A 22,370-nucleotide genomic window follows, 5' to 3' on the forward strand; every position below is an offset into this window, starting at 1 on the left:
GCTTCTTGGCTGCCTTTACAGGAGATACACCTATCAGACGCAACAGCTTCCGGGATCGTCGTCCACAAAAAGCGCCGATCAACGAGAATATCCGTGCCAGAGAAGTCCGCCTCATCGGAGCCGATGGAGAGCAGGTAGGCGTTGTAGAGTTGAACGACGCATTGGCTAGGGCCCGGGAAGCGGGGCTGGACTTGGTTGAGATCAATGCCAACAGCGAGCCTCCCGTCTGTAAAATCCTCGACTATGGTAAACACCAGTACGAGTTGAAGAAGCAGAAGGCAGCAGCCAAGAAGAAACAGGTTCAAACCCAGGTGAAAGAAGTTAAGTTTCGCCCGGGTACTGAAGATGGGGATTACCAGGTAAAACTGCGCAACCTGGTACGTTTCCTGACTGAGGGTAACAAGGCGAAGGTTTCCCTTCGTTTTCGTGGTCGTGAGATGGCCCACCAGGAGCTGGGTATGGATCTGATGCGCCGGGTTGAAAAAGACCTGGAAGAACTCGGAACCGTAGAACAGCGTCCTAAGATGGAAGGCCGTCAGCTGATCATGGTGATTGCCCCGAAAAAGAAGAAGTGATGTCTCACTGAGAAACCGGTCGCTTCGTACAGCGAAGTGGCCGGTTTTTTATGCGCTCTTTAGTTTCAGTCATGAAATTGAAAAGCGTTGTTTGGCTTGCTTTGTTTTTTAAACTATCCCGACACTCCAGTTTTATACCCTGTGGGTATGGCCCTGAAACGGGCGTCCTTTTCTCTTCGGATTTTTCGGGAGAATTGAGATGAGTGATCGCGAATGCGGAGTGCTTTTTCATGCCAAAAATGAAAACTAACAGTGGTGCCGCGAAGCGTTTCAAGAAAACTGCTTCCGGTTACAAGCGCAAGAGCGCTTTCAAGAGCCACATCCTGACCAAGATGACTACCAAGCGTAAGCGTCAGCTGCGTGGTACCTCCATGGTATCTGCTGCAGACACTGGTCTCGTTAAGCGTATGCTGCGCGACTAATCATCGCTTTTTAGATCATTTTATTCGGAGATATAGCTCATGGCACGTGTAAAACGTGGCGTCGTTGCACGCCGTCGTCACAAGAAGGTTCTGAAGCAGGCTAAAGGTTATTACGGAGCGCGTTCCCGCATCTTCCGTGTAGCCAAGCAGGCTGTTACCAAAGCTGGTCAGTACGCTTACCGCGACCGTCGTCAGCGCAAGCGTCAGTTCCGCGCTCTGTGGATTGCCCGTATCAACGCCGGTGCGCGTATGAACGGTCTGTCCTACAGCCGTTTCATCGCTGGTCTGAAGAAGGCTGCGATCGAAATCGACCGTAAGGTTCTGGCTGACATCGCTGTGCACGACAAGGCCGTTTTCGGTCAGCTGGTTGAAAAGGCTAAAGCTTCTCTGGCTTAAGTTTTTTCAAACTGCGTATTAAAACGGGGTTATGGTTCTGCCATAACCCCGTTTTTTTAGGCTTTCCTTTTACGACAACCGTAAAAATAACTTATTAAAAGATGATGCATCAAAAGCTGTTCAATATTTCCATGGCACTCCTGCTTGTGTTGTCAGTAATGCCTATTATCATTGAGCTTGCTTCAGACTACCTCGCTTAATAATGACTGGTCTGGACTTACAGTTGGTTTATGGTTTTTTTATTGCCTGAAAAAATAATGTCAGTGGCGTTAAGGGTCTATAAAAGGTAATTCGATACAAGTTCAGTGATAACTGGTAAAACAGACAGGGCGAGCAAGAGTGCCATAGAAATATTGAACAGCTTTTGATGGAACTTATTTTTAAGCGCCCTTTTAAGGTTCGCACCAAAAAAAAGCCAGGCTGCAAGACAGGGAAATGCCGCCAACAGGAAAGCAAGGGTAATATAAAAAACTTGCATAAGAGCGCCGTCATCGGTGGTATAGGCAGCAATGGCTCCTGTACCTATCGTCCAGGCTTTTGGGTTGACCCATTGAAAAGCAGCGGCCTGCATGAAAGTGAAGGGCTTCTTATGAATCTCCTGAAGTGAGCTTATGGAGAGTGTTGCCATTCGGTAAGAAAGATAGAGAAGGTAAGACACGCCTATGACTTTTATTACATCGTGCAGAAAGGGAAATTCCAGAAATATCAGGTCAAAGCTCAAACCGATGACAGCGACCATTGCCGGAAGCCCGGCACAGATACCCAGATAATGCTGCAAGCTTTTCCTGACACCATAATTAAGACCTGAAGACATCATCATTATGTTATTAGGTCCGGGGGTTATCATGGTCGTGAAAGTGAAAAGCATGACGGCAAGGTAGTTTTCCACCATTGCTCCGTATGATCCAAAGAAAATTTGCAATCAGGTCAAACGACTGACTCGATTATAGAACACAAGTCAGAGTCCGATGGTAATCGAGATAACGCCCTTCGCTAATCGCTGGCGGAGAGCGGCTTCTGGCGAGTAAGTGGATAGATAAAACGGCTATTTGTTGATTTATTGATAACCCTGATGTGTCTGATGCCAGTTGAGGCAATATCGCCAAAGACTGAAACTTCCAGATCTTCAGGGGTGAACTCAGGAAATCTGCCTTTTAGTGCATCGTGAAAACCCACGTCCTATGGACGTGGTCATGAATGGTTGGCTCCGCCTGCCATGAACTACCCATGCTACTCCTTATCTCTGAGTTGTCCCCACAACTACTAGAGATAGGAAGTAGCATGAGTAGATTTGAAAAGTTAACGCATGTCATTTGGCATTGCCAATATCATATAGTTTGGGTGCCCAAATACAGGTTTCGAGTCCTGACCGGAGCCGTGAAAGCCGAGGTTCATAACAGTATTCAAGTATTTTGTAGTCAGCTTGGATGTACGGTAGTGGAACTGAACATCCAGAGTGACCATGTGCATTTGCTGGTAAAAGTGCCGCCGAAAGTTTCGATATCGACGCTCCTGGGAACGTTGAAGGGGCGAACAGCTTTGAGGCTGTTCACGAGATTTCCGTACCTCAAGAAGAAACCATACTGGGGCAATCACTTTTGGTCAAAAGGCTACTGTGTCGATACTGTCGGTGTAGATGCAGAAATGATCCGTAAGTATGTGAAGTACCAAGAAAAGAAAGAACGTCTCCAACAGGAGATAGACTTCAGGAAATAACCTGCAATCTTGGGACAACTCTCACCAGCCTTCTCTGAAGGCTGGCGGTTTCAGCCCCCTTTTAGGGGGCATAAAGCAAAACCACGTTCTAAGAACGTGGATCATTTACTTGTCAGGTTAAGACTTGCCTGGCCAATATTCAGGTGTTTTATACCGTGAGTATCATGCCGGTTAACATACCAGACGATTTCATCGGGCATGACATTGATGCCAATCGCGACTTCCTGCATCAGGGCGATTGGTCCCAGACCGCCCCAGCCAACAAAGTAACCTTGTGCCTCTGGCAATGAACCTCTGCCGCCGGTCGACGGGCTGTTGTACTCGTAGATACGAGAAGCAGAAGAATGCTCACTCTCTCTGGGGCTTTCGAGTAAACATGAACCTTCCAGGTCGTTATTCGTTGAGCATGACCCCTCCATGGTGTTCGAAAGCAGGTTGAGATAACGCTTGGTGGCTTTTACAGCGACGCTCCAGGCTTCAGGAACCTCCCGGGTGTAGTTCATCAGCCCCTGAATGGTAATGTAATTGAGTGGTGGCCAGACCCCATCTTTCCAGTAGTTTCCCGTCGGGCTGAATTGCGGATGACTGGCTGCCAGTGTCGGGAATGGCATGTAGGAGCCTGACCGAGAATAGGATTTATCTGATATAATAGCGTTCAAAACGCAGCCCTGATGAAGCCTGATGTCGCCACCACCAAAATTCAAGGATAGCCCTGTTGAGTTCGACCAGCACCTGCTGTTTCCAACCAACATCTTTGATCTTCTTCCCAAAGATCATGACTGCTACATCTATGAGACCATCTTCCAGAACATTGATACCTCGGAAGTTGAAAAGCAGTACCATCACCTTGGACAGCATGCCTACCCACCCAAGCTGATCGTAGGTATCCTGATCTACGCCTACAGTCATGGTGTATTCAGCTCCCGTGAAATAGAAAAACGGTGTCGGCAGGATCTGGCATTCATGTACATCTCTCAGATGAATTGCCCAAACTTCCGGGTCCTGGGGGACTTCCGCAAAAACAACCTGTCGTTTTTTCATGACTGTTTCAAACAGTCCGTCAAGCTGGCGATGGAGCTGAAACTGGCATCGCTTGGGCATATCAGCCTGGATGGTTCGAAATTCAAAGCCAACAGTTCAAAGCATAAGGCCATGAGCTACGGCCGGCTTAAAGCCAAAGAGGCAGAACTCAGCGCTGAGGTTGATGAACTGATCAAAAAAGCCAGCCAGTGCGATCAGGAAGAAGACGACGCCTACAAAGAAACCAATGGCTACAGTATTCCTGAAGACCTCCAGTTTAAAGAAGAACGGCTGAAGAAAATTAAGGCTGCCAAAAAAGCACTGGAAGAGCGTGAGAAAGCCCTCAATCCGGACGAGCCAATAGACGACAAGAAACAGATTAGCTTTGCAGACCATGATGCCCGGGTGATGAGCAAGAAAGGGTACTGCGAATACAGCTACAATGCCCAAATTAATGTAGATGCGGATCACCAGATCATTGTTGGCCAACACATCAGCCAGCGCGCCAACGACGTACAGGAAGTAGAACCTGCTCTTCAGGCTTTGTCAGAATCTACCGATGGCGCAGCTGTGGATAAATGGAGTATGGACAACGGCTATTTTTCAGGGCCAAATCTGCACACCTTGGATAAACACGGAATAGACGGTTATATCGCTACTGATAAGGAAGAAAAACCGGCTGTCACGAACCTTGAAAATACTGATCGAAAATTTGTCAAAGCGGATTTTACATACAATATTGAAGCTGACGTCTTCATCTGTCCGGCTGGGGAAAAATTGGTTACCAATCCAGCCAGTAAAGCTAAGAGGAAAGGCTACCGGGCAAACAAGGAAGTATGCCGAGAGTGCGCTTACCGCTCCAGATGCAGTGGCTCCAAGAAAAGTGCAGGCAAGGTAATTCGCACAGACAAGTTTGAAACTGCACGACAAGCCATGAATAAAAAAATGGAAACAAGCGAAGCGAAAGCGGTATACGAACGTCGCAAAGTAATAGCGGAACCGCCGTTTGGTCAGATAAAAAACTCTGGATTCAGGAGTTTCAGTCTGCGCGGGAAAGAGAAAGTGGAAGCAGAGTTTTCACTGGTATGCACAGTGCATAATTTCAAAAAAATTGTGAAGAAAGCTTTAACGGGGTCACTCCGTCTTGAGGATTTAAAAAAGGTTGAAAAAGCGGCATAAAGGTAAAGAAAAGCTGTAAATTGGCAAAAATGAGCAAATCAACCTCAAAAAGTGGTTGTTTTTTGCTCATTTTGAATTTTGCGAAACCTTTAGGAGGACTGCCTAAGCTATTCTCGGTCAGGCTCGTAGGTGTTGAAGTAACTGGCTGACTGCAAGAAACTGAGCATCGCTTTGGCCTGGGAGGGGGTGGCGATGTTGGCGTAAAGCGCCCAATACCCGGACAGGGTGTAGGTTCGGTCTTTGCTGTTGCAGGACTTGTTCACATTAAAGTAAAAATGGTATTCATCATCCCACATGCATTGGTTGATCAGCGACTTAAGGCTGTCTGATTTAGTCCGCCAGGCCTTTGCATTTTCCGGATAGTTGAGCAGGGCTTCAATATTCGCCATGGCATCGTAATGAAGCTTCATCTGGGCTGAAATATCGAAGGACGCATCATTTTTCCTGGTTGAGAGGTCGTAATAGTCCGGTGTTTCCAGACCCGCTGCTTCTGTTTGAAATGTTTTCCAGTGTTGAAACTGGCTGGGCAGGTTATCCATTCCGGAAGCCATTACCCGTTGCCAGAACAGCCCTTTAAGCTCACCCTCTTTGATTTGACGCTGACTTTCCAGCCAGCGTGTATGTTCCCTCAGGACGTTAAGAACCCTTTTCAGACGCTCTGTATCGCGGCTCAGCAGAAACGCCTGCCACTCGGCATGAGCAGCCAGTGGTGGGTTATTTTTATTTTCCTCCGTGTAAATCTGGATCAATGGCAGAACCTGCTGCTGAATCTGCGACTTTTGTCCCCGGTAATAAATAGAATGCAGAGTACGGGTAACGATGTTGTAAACGGCGTTCACACCGCGCATAACATTGAGCATCCCGGGAGGAGGGACAGGTTTTGAGTCCAGCCTGAGTAATAGATGCTGCCCGGGAAATAACCGGTTTTCCCTGCCGTCAGACAGAATCTCCCGGGGAATAAAGCCATTCAGGTGCTGGACGCTGAAAAAACTGTCCAGCCCGCCACGGGTATTAATGTCCCGATGGGCATAGCGGGCAAACCCAGCCTTGATCAGACACTGGTCCCAGAAATATTCGTTATCTGAAAATTGAGAACTGGGGCGTACAGGAACCTCTTTGCCGTTAAAGCTGTAGGTGGCAGGTTCGCGAATATGATCGTAAAAAGTCTTCCAGGCGGTTTCATTGAGGTGTATCCAGCCGGGTTCGCCTGTGATGGTTAACCGGGGTATCTGGTTGTTGTCCAGAGCTTTCTGGTAGGAGACAGGTTGTACCGGCTCGGGCTTTGATGGGAAGTAGCTACCCTGGCTTGAGTTTCCTTCGATCACTACGTAGGACTGCTCTACCTTGTACTCATAAAGGTCAGCAGAGAATGCGACTGGCGAGCAGGCCAGAAGAAAAGAGACGCAATACTTCAGGCGTTTCATCATCATCCGATTTGAACAATTTGTTATTGATTATGCCTGAATACACCCTACTGACAGGACGGTCGGGTACCCGGCTATTACAAGGTAGCCGGAATTATGGATTTTGAAAGGTACGCCAGCACAAAATACAACGGATCAACTCTGTCGTTTGGCATGCCGCTCCCGGTTTTCCAGTTTTTCCCTCTCACTTTTACGCAGCGATACATACACTGCTCCGCTACCACCGTGCTCCCGCAGTGCGGTGTGAAATGATAATACCTGATCAAACTCTCTCAGCCAGGTATTGACGTAGCTTTTCATTTTGGCCGGTGGAGAGCTGTTATGACCCCGGCCGTGAACAATCAGAACGTTGCGTAATTCGTGTTCCGTGCAGTCGTTAATAAACTGAAAAATAGCTGCCCGGGCTTCTTTTACGGTGTGCTGGTAGAGATCAAGCCGGGCTTCATTATCGTATTTGGCCAGCCTCAGCTTTTTAAAGACACCTGTCTGTACGCCGGATTTTTTGTATTCCAGATGATCATGGGGTTTAACCCATCTGGGGTTATCCAGTGACAGGAAATTGGGGTCAGACAGTTCCTGTTGAGCCGCATGACGGCGCTGCCGCTGTCCGGGGGTTTCCCTGTGCGACTTTTGGATGTCTGCGGTCACTGATTGTTTGATGGGAGTAACACCCTGCATCTCCTGCAGGAAAAGGTCGTGATCTTCGAGGCTCATGGTTTTTTACGAAAAAAAATGTATGCCAAGCTTATCAAAGAGAAGTTTTGAAGCAAAAGGTCGGGAAATCGAAGGGGAGTATGTAGGTGCCGATGTTGTACTAGACTTTGCCTGTACTCAACAGGAGGGCAGGCAATGCTCAGAACCAAGCACAACCTGACAGACGATTTTGATCTGATGCAGGATCGCATTTCCATGTTGAAGCAGAATGACCAGGAATTCCAGAGCCTGAGCAGGGCGTATGCAGAACTGGACCATAAAGTCAGGGGGTTGGAAATGCGCGATGTTCCCACCAGTGACGAGCATTTTGTTGGCTTGAAAACACAGCGAGCGCGTCTTAAGGATGTGCTTTACCAGCGGCTGAAAGAGTGGGATGAGATAGGGCGTTGAATTAAATTCAGCTTTTTGTGGCAGGGACTGCCTTGGCAGCACCCTGCTTGGCACCTGTTGTCAGTTAATGAGAGTAGCAGTTATCCCAATCTTTCCAGACAGCTTCAAGCCCTCTGACCCTGATGGCATCTGCTACCTGTTCAGGACGACGATTGTCGTCAATAGCAAACTGCTCCAGTGCCGTATGTTCCAGAAATTCATCGTTTACATAACCGCCAGGCTGAGTGCTGGAAAAGGCACTCATAGAGGTAATGCCAAGGGGCAGAACATTATCCCTGAAACGGGCAGATTCTCTGGTCGAAAGTGACAGCTCGGCTTCCGGTTTAAACAGTCGGTAAGCGCAAATCAACTGAACCAGTTGCCGGTCAGAAATAATCGACACCGGGTGTAGCTCGCCTTCACAGGGGCGCAACCTTGGAAAAGAAATAGAGTAACGGGTGCGCCAGTAAGTCTTTTCCAGATAATCCAGATGGGCTGCGACCATGGCAGCATCGGTACGCCAGTCCTCAAGACCAATCAATGCGCCAATACCAATTTTATCGATACCAGCCTTGCCCAGACGATCAGCCGTTTCAAGCCGGTAATCAAAGTCAGCCTTACTGCCCCGCAGATGATAATTTTTATAGGCTGAACGATGATAGGTTTCCTGATAAACCAGCACGGCATCCAGACCCAGATTCATCAGCTCTTCATAATCCGCCTGACCCAGAGGCTGCACTTCCATGCTGATATGGGAAAAGTGCATACGCAGTTCAGGCAGAACCTGCCGGAAGTATTCCATGCCGACAGTTCCCGGTGCTTCGCCGGTTACCAGCAGAAGGTGTTCAAAACCGTGAGCCTTGATGGCCTTGATCTCGGCATCCAGCTCATTCATGGACAGCGTTTTGCGACGGATTTTGTTGTCCAGGCTGAAGCCGCAGTAAGTGCAGATATTGGTGCATTTATTGGACAGATACAGGGGAATATAGAGCTGTATGGTATTACCAAACCGTTGTCGGGTAAGCTGCAGGCTTTTTTGTGCCATCTGTTCCAGAAAAGGCGTGGCTGCCGGTGAAATCAGGGCAAGAAACTGGTCGTGATTCAGGCGGCTGGCTGACAGCGCCTGTTCAACATCGGCAGCGGTTTTGCTGGCAATGGTCAGCTTTATTTCATCCCAGTCAAGCTGGTTGAATGTGTCGAGAAAACTCATCAGAGGTCATCCAGAAAAGCGGTCAGGGGACTGCTGGCATGAGCTTCCAGACTTCGTGACCCAAGACCTGCCTCGTAAGCCCTGCGACCTGCGCTGACCGCTTCTTTAAACGCAATTGCCATGGCTACCGGGTCCGGGGAAACGGCAATGGCGGTGTTAACCAGTACGGCATCGGCACCCAGTTCCATTGCCTGTGCGGCATCTGAGGGGCTGCCAATACCGGCATCAACTACGACAGGCACTTTGCTTTGCTCAATAATAATCTGCAGGAACTCGCGGGTTTTCAGGCCAAGATTGCTGCCAATGGGAGAACCCAGTGGCATCACCGCAGCGGCTCCGGCTTCTTCAAGGTGTTTGCACAAAACCGGATCGGCATGGATATAAGGTAGAACAATAAATCCCTGTTGTGCGAGCTGTTCACAGGCTTTCAGGGTTTCGATGGGATCGGGCAGCAGGTATTTCGGGTCAGGGTGAATTTCCAGCTTCAGCCAGTTGGTTTGCAGAGCTTCCCGGGCCAGTTGTGCAGCATAAACAGCCTCTTTTGCATCACGGGCGCCGGAAGTGTTCGGTAGTAGGTTTATATGTGGATACTGCAATAAAGGCTCCAGAATGTCGTCATCCCGGGAGTGAAGGTCGACCCGTTTGAGCGCCATGGTGACCAGCTCACTGCCGGAGGCTGCAATAGCATCAGCCATTGCCTGACGGTTGTGAAATTTCCCTGTTCCCGTAAACAGCCGGGAGTTAAGTGTTTTGTCCGCAATTTTGAGCATTCTGGTATTGTCTGTTGTAATCAGCCGGGTAGGAGGGTTGGTAGATTCTGTTTATCCGCCAGCGGTTGCTTTAATCAGGGTTATCTGGTCGCCGTCTTCCAGTGGGTGGTTTTCCCACTGTGAGCGACTGACAATCTGGCAGTTTACCGCCAGGGCTACCCCTTTGTCTTCCAGACTCAGTACTTTCAGCAGCTCCCTGAGGTTTAGAGGGGGCTCCACTGTCACTTGCTTGTCATTTACCTTGATTTGCATTCTGGTCCACAGATGGTGTGATGGCTACTTATCAGAGGGGCGATTCTAATCAAAGTCGCAAAGCCTTCATAGGGTTTTTGCGTAAAGTCTAACCCTTCCAACCCCGGAGCTGGAATAAAGTTTTTGTCTTTGACCGTGCCAGGCACTGGTGGCTGCGGAAAAGCCCATACCGGAATCCTGTTTGTCACCGATAACCGGAAATTCAGATCGTTTCTGGTTACTGAAAAATTGCCAGCCTTTTTCCTTGAAGGTGTAGCAGGCAGGCGTGTGGTCATTTTGTCCGGCGGTATTCAGTTCTTGAACTGTAACGACATTCTTGAGGATGATTCACTTATTGAATGTTCAAAATCATTAGACAACCTTAAAGATGTGTCTATTTTTCTATCTGAAATGTCTTAAAAAAGAATGACAGTACAACAGCGCCAGCCTTACTTTTTCTTAATAGATTAAGCAGACAAAAACTATGAACGTCATTTGAAATAGCTTTATAAGGTGGTATGTAGTGATAAAAAAACAGCAGTCGATACCTCGCATTTGTGCAGTAATCTGTTTGTTGCTCATCAGTGTTTTTTCCTGGAACGTATTTGCAGAAGAAAATAAAAACTCTCGAGCGAAGCACTTTTACAAAGTGGTGGATAATAAGACGCAGAGCTGGTTTGTTTTTTATCTGGATAATTATGCTCTGGTGGATTTAAGGCCGTTGTCTAACGATGTTTTCAGTGTTAGTGAAATCAGTCAGAATGAAGCAGCAAACGTCGATCAGCCTGTTCACCGGATCAGTGTAAAGGAGGTATCGCAATGGCCGGGCGCGACCTCCCGTATAGCCGCTAAAGAGAGAATAGTGTTTCTGTTTTACCAACTTGATACAATCAACTACTTGAATCGAAGCACAATTTACCGGCAGCACTTTAATACAGACTTTCAAAGAAAAAACTCAAGAATGATCAGTATTCTGTTATCCGCCAGCGATGTAACAATAACAAGACTGAGTGCTGATTCATTACTGTCGGTTATTGAAGAAAGCATGGGAAACTTAGTGGATGAGAGGAAGCTTTCAAGCTGGTCATTTCAGGGCGTTTCAGCCAACGAGCATACCGAAGTTTATTTAAGAATGCGTGTTACCGCCATTTCAGGGACGGATGTCAATGAGATTCAGCAGTACCTGACCGATAACCTGAAAACTCAAGCCGATTCTGATTCTGTAGAACAGTCCTCTGATGGTATGAACGATATGTTAAGGGATTGGGTAGCTGAGCAGCAGAGAGAGGCAGCTTCAGCCAGTGGCTTTAGGCAGGCACCACTTGAAGTGATTCAGGAAGAAGCTGATTCAGAGTTTTCAGGGTCAGAGTTTGCAGGGTTAGAGTTTGAAGGGTTAGAGTTTGCAGGGTTAAAGTTTGCAGTGTTAAAGTTTGCAGGGTCAGAGTTTGCAGAGTCAGAGTCAGAGTCTGCAGAGCCAGAGTTTGCAGAGCCAGAGTTTGCAGAGCCGGAGTTTACAGAGTCAGAGAGTTTGGTTAATAGCAACGAAGAGTCAGCGACAGCTCTGGACAATGGTCAGCAGTCTAATGCTCCACTTCAGGACGTACTCACAGAGAATCAGCTGACGGTTATATCCAATTCGCCTGTTGAAGACGAAAACATGCAATTCGATAGAAGATTTCGTTTAAGTCTCTTCTTCTTTTTTCGCTTTGCTGGTTACGACAACCCTGAAAGGAGAATACCTCACGCTGATGTTGTAGAGCGTATTCGTCTTTTTGCGGAAGGCATTAAGCGAAGGCATAGCTCGTCTCATTTTACCGTGACTCTTTCCCATGTACACCAGACCCGGAAAGGTATTGCTGTATATTACCATTTTACCCAGAGGCTGTTTTCCTCTCGGACTCATCTTGATCGTATAAACCACGTTACATTGACGCGAAATATACAGCGTAACCGAAACCTCTGGGGAGCTGACGCAGCCAGTCCTTTGTATGTTGCAGAGTCACTACCGGCTATGCCACCGGCGGTCATTGAACAGCGGGCGAGTTGGCTGAGTCGTTTAGCTGAGACAATTGTCTGCAGAAGGCTGTGTGGGAGATATAGACAGTCTGAATCACTGAACGATATCGATTTTGAGTTAAAGCCCAAAGTGCAGCAAATGATATTGGAGACAGCTCTTTAGTTGTTGCGCTGAACAGGTACTTCTTCTTATGACAGTTTGCCCCTGAGAATCATAAACGCTAGACTTGGCCGTTTATTTTCTGTAGTGCATCTGTCATCGGGAACCCCCATGGAGAATCTGGAAACAATTACCTCAAGCGCCCTCGCTGAAGTCGAGTCAGCTGCCAATGCCGCTGACCTGGATCAGGTTCGGGTTCGCTTTCTGGGTAAAAAAGGCGAGCTGACCCAGCTGCTGAAAGGTCTGGGCAAGCTGTCTGCTGAAGAGCGCCCAAAGGCTGGCGGTCTGATCAACGAAGCCAAGCAGCAGGTACAGGCTGCGATTAACGACAAACGCGAGGGCATGGAAAAAGCTGCCCTGGAAGCCCGTCTGGCGAGCGAAACCATTGATGTCACCCTGTCCGGTCGTGGTCAGGAAATGGGTACGGTACACCCGATCACCCGCACTATGGAGCGCATTAGCGATTACTTTAGCCGTATTGGTTTTGAAGTGGCTCGCGGGCCTGAGATCGAAGATGACTACCATAACTTCGAAGCCCTGAACATTCCGGGTCATCACCCGGCGCGTGCCATGCACGACACGTTTTACTTCAACGACAACACTGTACTGCGTACCCATACTTCTCCGGTACAGGTACGGGTGATGGAACAGTTTGCCAGGGCAAATCAGGAACCACCTATTGCTATCGTGTGTCCGGGCAAGGTGTATCGCTGTGACTCTGATCAGACCCACAGCCCGATGTTCCATCAGGTAGAAGGTTTGTACGTGGCAGAGAAGGTAAGCTTTGCCGACCTGAAGAGTGTCCTGAGTGACTTCCTGCGCGTGTTCTTCGAGCGTGATGACCTGAAAGTGCGCTTCCGTCCTTCCTACTTCCCGTTCACCGAGCCTTCTGCGGAAGTGGACATCGAATGGGGTAAAAACCCGGACGGTTCCACCAAGTGGCTGGAAGTTCTGGGCTGCGGCATGGTACACCCGAAAGTCTTTGAATATTCCGGTATCGACAGCAAGAAATACTCCGGCTTTGCCTTTGGCATGGGCGTTGAGCGTTTTGCCATGCTGCGTTACGGCGTTAACGACCTGCGTCAGTTCTTCGAGAACGATCTGCGCTTCCTGAATCAGTTTCATTAATCAAATGTAATCAAGGGTAATAGCAATAGAAAAATCACTTACTTTCCGTCATTCCCACGCAGGTGGGAATCCACCACGACAGTGGATCCCCGCCTTCGCGGGGATGACGAGGGGGATTGTTTATTGCAAATTCCCAGAAACAGATTTTTAGATAACGGAATTTGAGAAAAAACTATGAAATTCAGTGAACAGTGGTTGCGCCAGTGGGTAGCAATTGAAGCCGGTACCCAGGAGCTGGTGGATAAAATCACCATGGCGGGCCTGGAAGTTGACGAGGTAGAAACGGTTGCCGGTGAATTTTCCGGTATTGTTGTTGGCGAAATCGTTGCCTGCGAACAACATCCTGATGCTGATAAATTGCGTGTCACCAAAGTGAATACAGGTACTGAAGAAGTACAGGTAGTGTGTGGTGCGCCTAACGCCCGTGTTGGCCTGAAAGCGCCTTTCGCAATGGTAGGCGCTGTCCTTCCCGGCAACTTCAAGATCAAGAAAGCCAAACTGCGTGGTGTTGAATCCTTCGGCATGCTGTGTGCCGAAGAAGAAATGGGCATGGCTGAATCTTCCGATGGCTTGATGGAACTGCCAGCCGATGCTCCGGTGGGTCAGGATATTCGTGAGTATCTGGGACTGGACGACAAGATCATCGACGTAGACCTGACACCCAACCGTGGTGACTGCCTGAGCATTGCCGGTCTGGCTCGTGAAGTCAGCGCGAACTTCCTGGCAGAAGTCGACGAGCTGAAGGTTGAGCCGGTGGCTCCGGCTATCGACGACACCTTCCCGGTAAATATTATCAATAAAGAAGGTTGCCCACGTTTTCTGACCCGTGTTATCCGTGATGTGGATGTGACAAAACCAACCCCTCTGTGGATGGTTGAGCGTCTGCGTCGTTCCGGCATCCGCTCTATCGACCCTGTGGTTGATGTCACGGCTTACGTGATGCTGGAGCTGGGTCAGCCCATGCACGGTTACGATCTGGACACCCTGAACGGTGCCATCAACGTTCGCATGGCAGAAGACAAAGAAAAGCTGGTTCTGCTGAACGGCGAAGAAGTCACCCTGAACAGTAACACCCTGATGATTGCTGACGACAAGCACGCTCTGGGTATTGCTGGTGTCATGGGCGGCGAAGGTTCCGGCGTGAATGCTGAAACCAGAAACGTTCTGCTGGAAGCGGCGTTCTTCGATCAGATCACTATTGCGGGTAAGGCACGCTCTTATGGTCTGCACACTGATGCTTCCCACCGCTTTGAGCGTGGTGTGGACTTCATGCTGCAGCGCAAGGCGATTGAACGTGCGACTCAGCTGATTCTGGATATCTGTGGCGGTCAGCCCGGTCCGGTGGCTGAAGACGTCAGCGAAGAACACCTGCCAACCCTGAGTACTGTTCACCTGCGTGCAGAAAAGGTTGAGTCCCTGCTGGGTATCAGGATTGAGAACGATCTGATTGAAGCCCTGCTGACTCGTCTGGGTCTGGAACTGACGACTGAAGGTGAAGGCAAATGGAGCGTTGCAGTGCCAAGCTGGCGTTTCGATATTTCCATCGAAGAAGATCTGGTGGAAGAACTTGGTCGAATCTACGGCTATGAACGCCTGCCGGAAACCATTCCTTCTGCACTGCTGAAGATGAAACAGGTGGATGAGTCTCTGGTTCAGGAAGCTGACCTGCGTCGTCTGCTGGTCAGCCGTGGCTATCAGGAAGCGGTATGTTTCAGCTTTATTGATCCGAAACTGCATAGCCAGTTTGATCCTGAGCGTGAAGCTGTTGCCCTGGCAAACCCGATTGCCAGCGACCTGTCGGTCATGCGTACTTCCCTGCTGCCAGGCCTGGTCAAAGCGGTTTCTCACAACCTGAATCGTCAGCAGAGTCGTGTGCGTCTGTTTGAAATGGGTCAGACCTTTATCCGTGAGGGTGAAGAACTGAAGCAGGAAGAGTTCATGGCAGCTGCCATTACCGGCGCCCGTTTCCCTGAAGGCTGGAACGCTGGCAATGAATCCGTTGATTTCTTCGATATCAAGGGTGATGTTGAAGCGCTACTGCACAAAGGCGGTGTGGCGGGTGAATTCTGCTTTGAAAAAGGTTCACACCCGGCAATGCATCCGGGACAGTGCGCGGCACTGGTTCGTGATGGCAAAGTCGTTGGTCATGTGGGTACTCTGCACCCGACCCTGAAGAAGTCTCTGGGTCTGGACAACGAAGTATTCCTGTTTGAAGCGCGTCTGGATGCTGTCACCAGAGGCAAGGTAACCGGCTTCGAGCCTCTGTCCAAATTCCCTGAAGTTCGTCGCGACCTGGCGCTGATCGTTAAACAGGAAGTGACTGCTGACAACCTGTGCGAAGTCGTTCGTCAGGAAGCCGGTGAATTGCTGACTGATGTACGCATTTTCGACGTGTACGCTGGCAAAGGTATCGAAGAAGGTCACAAGAGTCTGGCTCTGGGTATGAAGCTTCAGCATGCTGAGCGCACCCTGAAAGACGAAGAAGTGAATCAGCTGGTTGATGCGATTGTAAGCCGCCTTGAAAAAGACTTCAGTGCGACACTTCGTGGTTAACAGATAGCGGTCAATGCTCGTCTGACAGAATTGCCGGTTCTCTGATTGTCAGGGAACCGGCTGCTGTTCTACCACCATTGCCAGTAATGGATCATAAAGCTTTTCATGGTTCAGGAAGTTTTCCTTGACTGTCAGCCTGCTGTCTTCAGACAGCTGTGCAGGCTTGTTATTTAGTTTCCAGAAATCATACACAGAGGCAAACCAGAAGACGGCTTTAATCACGTCTTCCTTCGGTATTGCATTATAAGGAGAGCCAGCATGTTGTTGTAAAATTAACATGCCATTGAAATATTCTTTAAGGCTTTCTTCATTGTATAGCTTTGCCAATGGTGACCCCGCTATCCCTATTTCATGGGTTGTCATAAACAGTGATAGATTAATCATGTTCATAATGTTTGAATTGCCATTAAAAAATAACTCTCCCTCGCTAATTAACAGTTTTTTGAAATTAAGGACTGATTCCATACTTTCAAAAGGTTCCTGAGAACATTTATGTCGAATTATAAGGCGTGTGTGGGCAATATCGTGATTCAGGAAACGGTTAGGAGAGTGCTGTTCTCCATCAGCCATTTCTGTATAACTTGTGATAAGTCCCAGAGGATAAAGTTTCAGATGGGAGAATCCTACAAAGTCACTGATACTTAAAGGTTCAAAAGTTGGAAGTAATAAAATGTCTGTTTTATCGGCAAGGGTAAGGATGTTGCGAAATAAAGTTTTATCTTCGTAATTCCGGGTGTGAGATGGAGGTATATGCTCTAATGGATAAGACTTTTTTGATATACCTTTTTCGTCTACAGACATGCGCATTCTGATGGAAGAGCTATACAAATAGATAAGTTTTTGAGAGAGCTCAATGAGGGCTTTGTATTCAGGTTCTTCGGCATCAAGCTTGCCGAGCTCGAAGAGGATATTATTAAAAACTGAACTTTCATCACCTGTCAGTCCTTCCTGGAACTGATTGCCATCAATAATATGTTGAGTAAAGCCTTTCAAATTCTGCAGAGTTGTTTTCAGTGCTGATGTTTTATAGGGTTTTCCATCATTTTCTGCAGATTTTCTTTTTTTTATTTCATTATTGAACCAACGAATACTTTTTTCTCCGTCCTGGTAAGCATTCTTTATATTTGGGTCAGAAATGATTTTATACGCAATAGGCGGTTTTACGCTTTCTTGATCGTCAGCCTTAGTCAGTGGTATGAAAAACACTGTTAAAATGACTGCAACGTTTATAAATTTATTCATGCGGCATCCCTGTCAGGTTAAAGGTTAGAACATTAGATAAACAAAAAATGAAATGGTTCCATATTCATGCCGTAGGAAAAGTCAGCTTGTGAGATTATGGCACGCTTTCAGGATTAGACTGGATTTCCAAAAACATTTCATCCACTGAATGCTGATGCATCCAGCCCGTGAACTACCGTTCTTCTTTGGACAATGAGCGGGTAACTTTTTTGGCAGACCCTCCACAGCCTGTTGCTATAGCCTGCCATTTTGTCCCGGGTAGTTCCCAGTGTCATTTTTTGCCAATGGTCATGCGCTTATTTCTGCTTGACCTTGTAACACGGTTCACGCACTCTAAGAGAACGAGGAGGTCAGCCCCGAGGTATCCATCAGAGGGCTGAGAGTGGAACCAAGCGCAAGCATGCGCGGCTGGTAACCAGAAGTGGGCGTGAAGGACTCCCGGCACCCTGTTTACATAAAAGCTTTATATATAAATAGCAGGGTTGTGTTACTGGCTATACAAAGAGTGGACGTAACCATGGGAGCCCTGACTAAAGCGGATATAGCCGAGTACCTGCACGAGGAACTTGGTTTTAATAAGAGAGAAGCCAAGGAGATGGTCGAACAGTTTTTCGAACAGATCCGTCAGGCTTTGGAAAATAACGAACAGGTAAAACTGTCAGGTTTTGGCAACTTTGATCTGCGTGACAAAAAAGCAAGGCCAGGACGTAACCCTAAAACCGGACAGGAAATACCGATTACTCCACGTCGTGTTGTAACATTCAGACCCGGGCAGAAGCTTAAGGCGAGGGTGGAAGCTTATGCAGGACACCGAGTTCAGAACAGCTGATTCCAGCGTTCAGGAAGAATCTGACCAGCAGGCGGAATTACCCGTCATTCCTGGCAAACGCTACTTTACCATTGGTGAAGTGAGTGAACTGTGCCAGGTAAAGTCACATGTTCTGCGCTACTGGGAACAGGAATTTTCCAAGCTGAAACCGGTTCGCCGTGGCAATCGTCGCTACTACCGTCGTCAGGATGTATTGCTGATACGGCAGATTCGCAGCCTGCTCTACGAACAGCGCTACACTATTGATGGCGCTCGCGCCTACCTTAAGGGTGAGGCTCTGAAGCAGGACTCTTCAAAGTACCGGCAGCTGATTCGACAAATGATTGCCGAGCTGGAAGATGTTCTGGATACTTTGGATGATATTCCCCGCTCCTGAAAGATTGATATTACCTGTTATCTAAATTTTAATCGCAGACTTCAGCAGCCTGCGACAATAATACTGTTTAGCGTGTCTTGCGGGGATGTGAACTCTTTTTCCCACTTTTGGATTTCGGTTTGCCAGCGCCTTTGGCGGCAGACTTGGTGCTGCTCTCCTCGGGAGAATTGAACAGCAGGTACAACTCCATCAACACTTCCGGAATTTGACTGGTCATGTCTTCGGTGAGTTCTTCGTTGTTCAGGATTTCCTGAAACTCCGGCTCTTCGTCAAACAGGCCGGACGCCAGCATAACCGGCAGCAACAGTTCGCACACTTCCTGTTCGTGTTCGACAAACCACTGCTTTTCATTCAGGAAATGACCTTCCATAAAGCCGCCACACCAGTCGAACAGTGCTTCGTCTTCTGGGTCGTCCAGTTCTTCTTCACAAGACAGAGTGAAGCCTTCTTCTTCGTTAAACTGGCGATCGATACTGCGGGCAACATCGGTGAGCGCCAGGTTCAGTGCTTTCTGGTCTTCACTGTTCAGAGATACCGGAACATCAAACAGAATGTCATTGCGTTCTGCTTCGCTCAGGTCAACCGGACAGATGGCCAGTGCGGTCATAAAGCCATGGACGGCATGAAAATTCAGCGGCTCTTCTTCAGAATACTGAGTTAAAAGGTGTTCAATGGTAGAACGGGTGTTCTGCATGGGGGGCTCAATTTGAGTGATGAAATTAATCGCACAGTTTACCTCAGAATCTTCTGATCATCATTTCTTTCCCTGTTATAATGTACAGTGTCGGTTCTAATTATTATTTTATCGTCGTTTAATTTCTGGCTTTACCTTACTTGGTTTTACCATATAGCGGATACCCATGACTGATTCTGTACTGGAGATTTTGCGCAACACCTTTGGTTATGAATCTTTTCGCGGATTTCAGGAAGAGGTCATTAACACGGTTATTCAGGGACTTGATGCTCTGGTTCTGATGCCAACCGGAGGGGGCAAGTCTCTTTGCTATCAGGTGCCAGCCCTCGCACTGGCAGGAACAACGGTCGTTGTGTCGCCACTGATTGCCCTGATGGAAGACCAGATCAGCTCGCTCAAGCAGCTGGGCATCCGGGCAGAAAGTCTGAACTCCGGAACTCCCTACCCTGAACAACAGCGAATAGAACAGGAGTTGCTGACCGGTCATCTTGACCTGCTGTACGTTGCCCCGGAACGTCTTTTGACAGAAAGTATGCAGCGCCTGCTGGATCAGGTAAAACTGGCGCTCTTTGCCATTGATGAAGCCCACTGTGTCTCCCAGTGGGGGCATGATTTCCGGCCGGAATACCTGCAGCTGTGTCGTTTGAAATACCGTTATCCCGGTATTCCCCGCATTGCCTTAACGGCTACAGCAGACCGGCGCACACGTAAGGAAATTGCAGAGCGTCTGGAGCTGGATAATGCCAGGGTCTTTGTCGACAGTTTCAATCGCAGCAATATCTTTTACCGTATCAGCCAGAAAAAACAGGGCAAACACCAACTGCTGCGCTTTCTCCAAAAAGAGCATCCGGACGATTCAGGCATTGTTTACTGTCTGTCCCGAAAGCGGGTAGAAGATACGGCGCGCTGGCTGAATGAACAGGGGCGTGAGGCACTGCCTTACCATGCCGGTATGAGCAATGAGGAGCGAAGCCGCAATCAACAACGTTTCCTCAAGGAAGACGGCCTGATTATTGTAGCCACCGTGGCCTTTGGTATGGGTATCGATAAGCCTGATGTTCGCTTTGTAGCGCATCTGGATTTGCCTAAGAGCATTGAAGCCTACTATCAGGAAACCGGCAGGGCAGGCCGTGATGGTTTACCGGCAACTGCCTGGATGGTTTATGGCTTGCAGGATGTGGTCCTGCTGCGGCAGATTCAGGCGGGCTCTAACGCCAGCCCTGACATACAGCGGGTTGAACAGCAAAAGCTGGATGCCATGCTGTCGCTGTGTGAAGTGACCAGTTGCAGGCGTCAGGTGTTGCTTAATTATTTTGATGAGCCCATGGATGAAAAGTGTGGTCACTGTGACCTCTGTCTTGAGCCTGTAGACACCTGGGATGGTACAGAAGCTGCGCGCAAGGCTTTGTCCTGTGTCTACCGTACCGGGCAGTTGTTTGGTGTCAGCCATCTCGTCGATGTGTTAATGGGTAAGGAAACCTCGAAGGTAAGTCATTTTGGCCATCAGAACATCAGTACCTACGGCATTGGCAAAGATTATAAACAGACAGAATGGCGTTCTATCTATCGTCAGCTGGTGGCGCGGGGGTATATCAATGTCGATATTAAAGGGCATGGTTCGTTCAAGCTGAATGAACGATGTCGACCTCTGTTGAAAGGCGATGAGCGCATTTTGCTGAGACAGGATCGATACGAACACGCCACCACTAAAAGCACCCAACCGATTGAGAAAGACCGTGTGATTGTGGCCGATGAAGAGAAGCCCCTGTGGGATGCCCTGCGTACCCTGCGACGGGAAATGGCAGAAAAACAGGGTGTGCCTGCTTACATTATTTTTAACAATGAAACGCTGTTTGAAATGCTCAAACACAAGCCCTGTGATCTGGAAGCCATGTCGCATATCTCCGGAGTAGGGCAGTACAAGCTGGAGCAGTATGGGCAGCAGTTTGCCGAGTTGATCAGCCGGGCTTTGGCTTATCGTGACTGAGGTAGCCACAGGGCTTAAAGAAAAACTTTTCTCTGTGGCCCTGTGGAAAAGAGACATTACTTCAGGGCAGGTTCCTGGCTGGCAATGGTCTCAGGAAACACACGGTCTTTGGCAGTAAAGCCGCTTAGCCCCATGAATTCTTCGATAAATCCGGAGTAGTCTGCGTACTGGTCAGATCGAAAGTTTTCTGCGGTCACTTTGTCTATCAGTCTGAATATTTCTGCCTGAACTTCCGGGTTCAGTTCCCGGTCATCGGCTCTGATCAGCCGGTTTTCATCCGTTTTGACACCTTCCGGATTGAACAGGAAGTCTTTCATCATCCGATGCATATGAGCGACACAGGTCTCATGCTCTCCCTTTTGCTTCAGTACTTTGGACAGTGCCATCATGTAGCAGGAAAAGCCCGGAATAAATACTGAAGCCTTGGAGACCAGAGCGGTACTGACACCAATGTGAGCTTCTCCCTGGTGCTTACTCAGAAACTTATTGAGTCTGTCCGAAGTATCGTGCAGATGAAGCTTGGCCTGTCCCATGGTGCCCCCAAAATAGATGGGGTAGGTGACGTCGCTGCCAATGTAGGAAAAGGCGATGGTTTTAACCCCTCTGGCCAGCAGGTTGTTGCTATCCAGGCAACGAATCCACTCTTCCCAGTTTTCCCCGCCCATTACCTTAACGGTTTCCTGCACCTCTTCCGGGGAGGCGGGAGGCATGGAAACGGATTGCATCTGGTCCTTTTCAATATTGATGATATTGCCAGCAAATGGCTCACCCACAGGTTTCAATGATGATTTCCAAAAGCCTGAACCATCAGGCCTGGGGCGAACACCTGCGGCGAGACTGTAAACGATGCAATCAATGGAACCTCCAAACTCTGAACGGATATAGTCAACAACCTGCTGTTGCATTGGTTCAGAGTAAGCGTCGCCAACAAAGTTTTTGGCGATCAATCCCTCTTTTTCGGCAGCTTCAGTGAACGCCAGGTTATTAAACCAGCCTGCTGTCCCCGATTTTTCCCCTGATGGCGGACGCTCATAGGAAATTCCGATGGTATCCGCGCGACCGCCAAAGGCCAGTGAGATCCGGGTGGCAAGACCCAGCCCGGAAGAAGCTCCGATGACCAGTACTTTTTTGGGGCCAGTGCTGATAGCGGGCAATTGCTGTAGCTGGTGAATCTGCGACTGAACGCTCTCCCTGCACCCTTCCGGGTTGCAGTTTTTGGCAATAACACCCTTGATAATGGGTCTTATATCCATAAGATTCGTCCTTTTTTGTTGTAGAGCTGTTGTTGTAATTATGAATAAAAAAATAGTACCGATTTTGTTCAGAAGAGCGTTGACGTATATCAGGAACTCTGAATTT

Annotated in this window: 23 protein-coding genes; 13 read left to right on the forward strand and 10 right to left on the reverse strand. The window is 48.5% G+C overall.

The annotated features are described in order from the left end of the window. Positions 1-5 precede the first annotated feature (5 nt). From infC to rplT, 3 genes are all read left to right on the forward strand, one after another. A complete protein-coding gene (gene infC, locus NX722_RS02155; protein WP_456077457.1) occupies positions 6-575 on the forward strand; it encodes a translation initiation factor IF-3 in 570 nt (189 codons plus the stop codon). 230 nt (positions 576-805) lie between these two features. Continuing rightward, complete coding sequence (rpmI, locus tag NX722_RS02160) at positions 806-997, forward strand: 50S ribosomal protein L35 (RefSeq protein WP_135507615.1); 192 nt, start codon at positions 806-808, stop codon at positions 995-997. A 39-nt stretch (positions 998-1,036) separates the two neighbouring features. Continuing rightward, complete coding sequence (gene rplT, locus NX722_RS02165; RefSeq protein WP_262566516.1) at positions 1,037-1,393, forward strand: 50S ribosomal protein L20; 357 nt, start codon at positions 1,037-1,039, stop codon at positions 1,391-1,393. A 277-nt stretch (positions 1,394-1,670) separates the two neighbouring features. On the opposite strand, the gene NX722_RS02170 is transcribed toward rplT, so the two are convergent. Then, the gene (locus tag NX722_RS02170; protein ID WP_262566517.1) at positions 1,671-2,285 is read right to left on the reverse strand and encodes a LysE family translocator; all 615 of its coding nucleotides are present in this window, start codon (positions 2,283-2,285) and stop codon (positions 1,671-1,673) included. A gap of 389 nt (positions 2,286-2,674) precedes the next feature. Between NX722_RS02170 and tnpA the strand changes: the two genes are divergently transcribed. Next, complete coding sequence (gene tnpA / locus NX722_RS02175; protein ID WP_262564606.1) at positions 2,675-3,109, forward strand: IS200/IS605 family transposase; 435 nt, start codon at positions 2,675-2,677, stop codon at positions 3,107-3,109. A 101-nt stretch (positions 3,110-3,210) separates the two neighbouring features. Here the strand turns inward: tnpA and NX722_RS02180 are convergent, their stop codons facing one another. Further along, positions 3,211-3,720 (reverse strand): MGH1-like glycoside hydrolase domain-containing protein, encoded by a 510-nt coding sequence (locus NX722_RS02180; protein ID WP_262566518.1) that lies wholly within the window; start codon positions 3,718-3,720, stop codon positions 3,211-3,213. A gap of 70 nt (positions 3,721-3,790) precedes the next feature. Between NX722_RS02180 and NX722_RS02185 the strand changes: the two genes are divergently transcribed. After that, on the forward strand, positions 3,791-5,308 hold the full coding sequence (locus tag NX722_RS02185; RefSeq protein ID WP_262563606.1) for an IS1182 family transposase: 1,518 nt from the start codon (positions 3,791-3,793) through the stop codon (positions 5,306-5,308). A 107-nt stretch (positions 5,309-5,415) separates the two neighbouring features. On the opposite strand, the gene NX722_RS02190 is transcribed toward NX722_RS02185, so the two are convergent. Both NX722_RS02190 and smrA read right to left on the reverse strand, forming a co-directional pair. Further along, positions 5,416-6,738, reverse strand: coding sequence for an alpha,alpha-trehalase (locus NX722_RS02190; RefSeq protein ID WP_262566519.1), 1,323 nt, complete (start codon positions 6,736-6,738; stop codon positions 5,416-5,418). Between the two features lie 129 nt (positions 6,739-6,867). Beyond that, the gene (gene smrA / locus NX722_RS02195) at positions 6,868-7,446 is read right to left on the reverse strand and encodes a DNA endonuclease SmrA (protein WP_262566520.1); all 579 of its coding nucleotides are present in this window, start codon (positions 7,444-7,446) and stop codon (positions 6,868-6,870) included. A gap of 135 nt (positions 7,447-7,581) precedes the next feature. On the opposite strand from smrA, the gene NX722_RS02200 reads away from it, so the two are divergent. Then, entirely contained in the window at positions 7,582-7,836 is a 255-nt protein-coding gene (locus tag NX722_RS02200; RefSeq protein WP_262566521.1) for a YdcH family protein, read from the forward strand. 64 nt (positions 7,837-7,900) lie between these two features. Here NX722_RS02200 and thiH read toward each other — a convergent pair whose 3' ends face one another. The 3 genes from thiH to thiS are packed head-to-tail and all read right to left on the reverse strand — an operon-like array spanning position 7,901 to position 10,047. Next, positions 7,901-9,025, reverse strand: a complete 1,125-nt coding sequence (gene thiH, locus NX722_RS02205) for a 2-iminoacetate synthase ThiH (RefSeq protein ID WP_262566522.1) — start codon at positions 9,023-9,025, stop codon at positions 7,901-7,903. Next, positions 9,025-9,795: a thiazole synthase gene (locus NX722_RS02210; RefSeq protein ID WP_262566523.1), complete on the reverse strand. Its 771-nt coding sequence runs from the start codon at positions 9,793-9,795 to the stop codon at positions 9,025-9,027. Before NX722_RS02210 ends, thiH begins: the two co-directional genes overlap by 1 nt. A gap of 51 nt (positions 9,796-9,846) precedes the next feature. After that, the gene (gene thiS, locus NX722_RS02215; RefSeq protein ID WP_262566524.1) at positions 9,847-10,047 is read right to left on the reverse strand and encodes a sulfur carrier protein ThiS; all 201 of its coding nucleotides are present in this window, start codon (positions 10,045-10,047) and stop codon (positions 9,847-9,849) included. Positions 10,048-10,170: 123 nt separating this feature from the next. Between thiS and NX722_RS02220 the strand changes: the two genes are divergently transcribed. The 4 genes from NX722_RS02220 (at position 10,171) to pheT (ending at position 15,883) form a co-directional block, all read left to right on the forward strand. Continuing rightward, on the forward strand, positions 10,171-10,446 hold the full coding sequence (locus NX722_RS02220; RefSeq protein ID WP_262566525.1) for a hypothetical protein: 276 nt from the start codon (positions 10,171-10,173) through the stop codon (positions 10,444-10,446). 103 nt (positions 10,447-10,549) lie between these two features. Next, positions 10,550-12,205, forward strand: a complete 1,656-nt coding sequence (locus tag NX722_RS02225; protein ID WP_262566526.1) for a hypothetical protein — start codon at positions 10,550-10,552, stop codon at positions 12,203-12,205. Between the two features lie 108 nt (positions 12,206-12,313). Beyond that, positions 12,314-13,330 carry a phenylalanine--tRNA ligase subunit alpha gene (gene pheS, locus NX722_RS02230; RefSeq protein ID WP_262566527.1) on the forward strand — a complete coding sequence of 339 codons (1,017 nt, stop codon included), beginning with the start codon at positions 12,314-12,316 and terminating at the stop codon, positions 13,328-13,330. Positions 13,331-13,504: 174 nt separating this feature from the next. Next, positions 13,505-15,883: a phenylalanine--tRNA ligase subunit beta gene (gene pheT / locus NX722_RS02235; RefSeq protein ID WP_262566528.1), complete on the forward strand. Its 2,379-nt coding sequence runs from the start codon at positions 13,505-13,507 to the stop codon at positions 15,881-15,883. Positions 15,884-15,931: 48 nt separating this feature from the next. Here pheT and NX722_RS02240 read toward each other — a convergent pair whose 3' ends face one another. After that, positions 15,932-17,125 carry a hypothetical protein gene (locus NX722_RS02240; RefSeq protein ID WP_262566529.1) on the reverse strand — a complete coding sequence of 398 codons (1,194 nt, stop codon included), beginning with the start codon at positions 17,123-17,125 and terminating at the stop codon, positions 15,932-15,934. Between the two features lie 517 nt (positions 17,126-17,642). Here NX722_RS02240 and ihfA point away from each other — a divergent pair. Together ihfA and NX722_RS02250 are read left to right on the forward strand one after the other, a co-directional pair. Further along, positions 17,643-17,954, forward strand: coding sequence for an integration host factor subunit alpha (gene ihfA / locus NX722_RS02245; protein WP_262568601.1), 312 nt, complete (start codon positions 17,643-17,645; stop codon positions 17,952-17,954). Beyond that, the gene (locus tag NX722_RS02250) at positions 17,926-18,330 is read left to right on the forward strand and encodes a MerR family transcriptional regulator (RefSeq protein WP_262566530.1); all 405 of its coding nucleotides are present in this window, start codon (positions 17,926-17,928) and stop codon (positions 18,328-18,330) included. The genes ihfA and NX722_RS02250 overlap by 29 nt, the downstream gene beginning before the upstream one ends. Positions 18,331-18,397: 67 nt before the next feature. Here the strand turns inward: NX722_RS02250 and NX722_RS02255 are convergent, their stop codons facing one another. Then, positions 18,398-19,024: a YecA/YgfB family protein gene (locus NX722_RS02255; RefSeq protein ID WP_262566531.1), complete on the reverse strand. Its 627-nt coding sequence runs from the start codon at positions 19,022-19,024 to the stop codon at positions 18,398-18,400. Positions 19,025-19,190: 166 nt separating this feature from the next. Between NX722_RS02255 and recQ the strand changes: the two genes are divergently transcribed. Beyond that, positions 19,191-21,011, forward strand: a complete 1,821-nt coding sequence (gene recQ / locus NX722_RS02260; protein ID WP_262566532.1) for a DNA helicase RecQ — start codon at positions 19,191-19,193, stop codon at positions 21,009-21,011. 56 nt (positions 21,012-21,067) lie between these two features. On the opposite strand, the gene fabV is transcribed toward recQ, so the two are convergent. Then, entirely contained in the window at positions 21,068-22,264 is a 1,197-nt protein-coding gene (gene fabV / locus NX722_RS02265) for an enoyl-ACP reductase FabV (protein WP_262566533.1), read from the reverse strand. Positions 22,265-22,370 lie beyond the last annotated feature (106 nt).

Source organism: Endozoicomonas gorgoniicola (genome assembly GCF_025562715.2).
Taxonomy (GTDB): Bacteria; Pseudomonadota; Gammaproteobacteria; order Pseudomonadales; family Endozoicomonadaceae; genus Endozoicomonas_A; species Endozoicomonas_A gorgoniicola.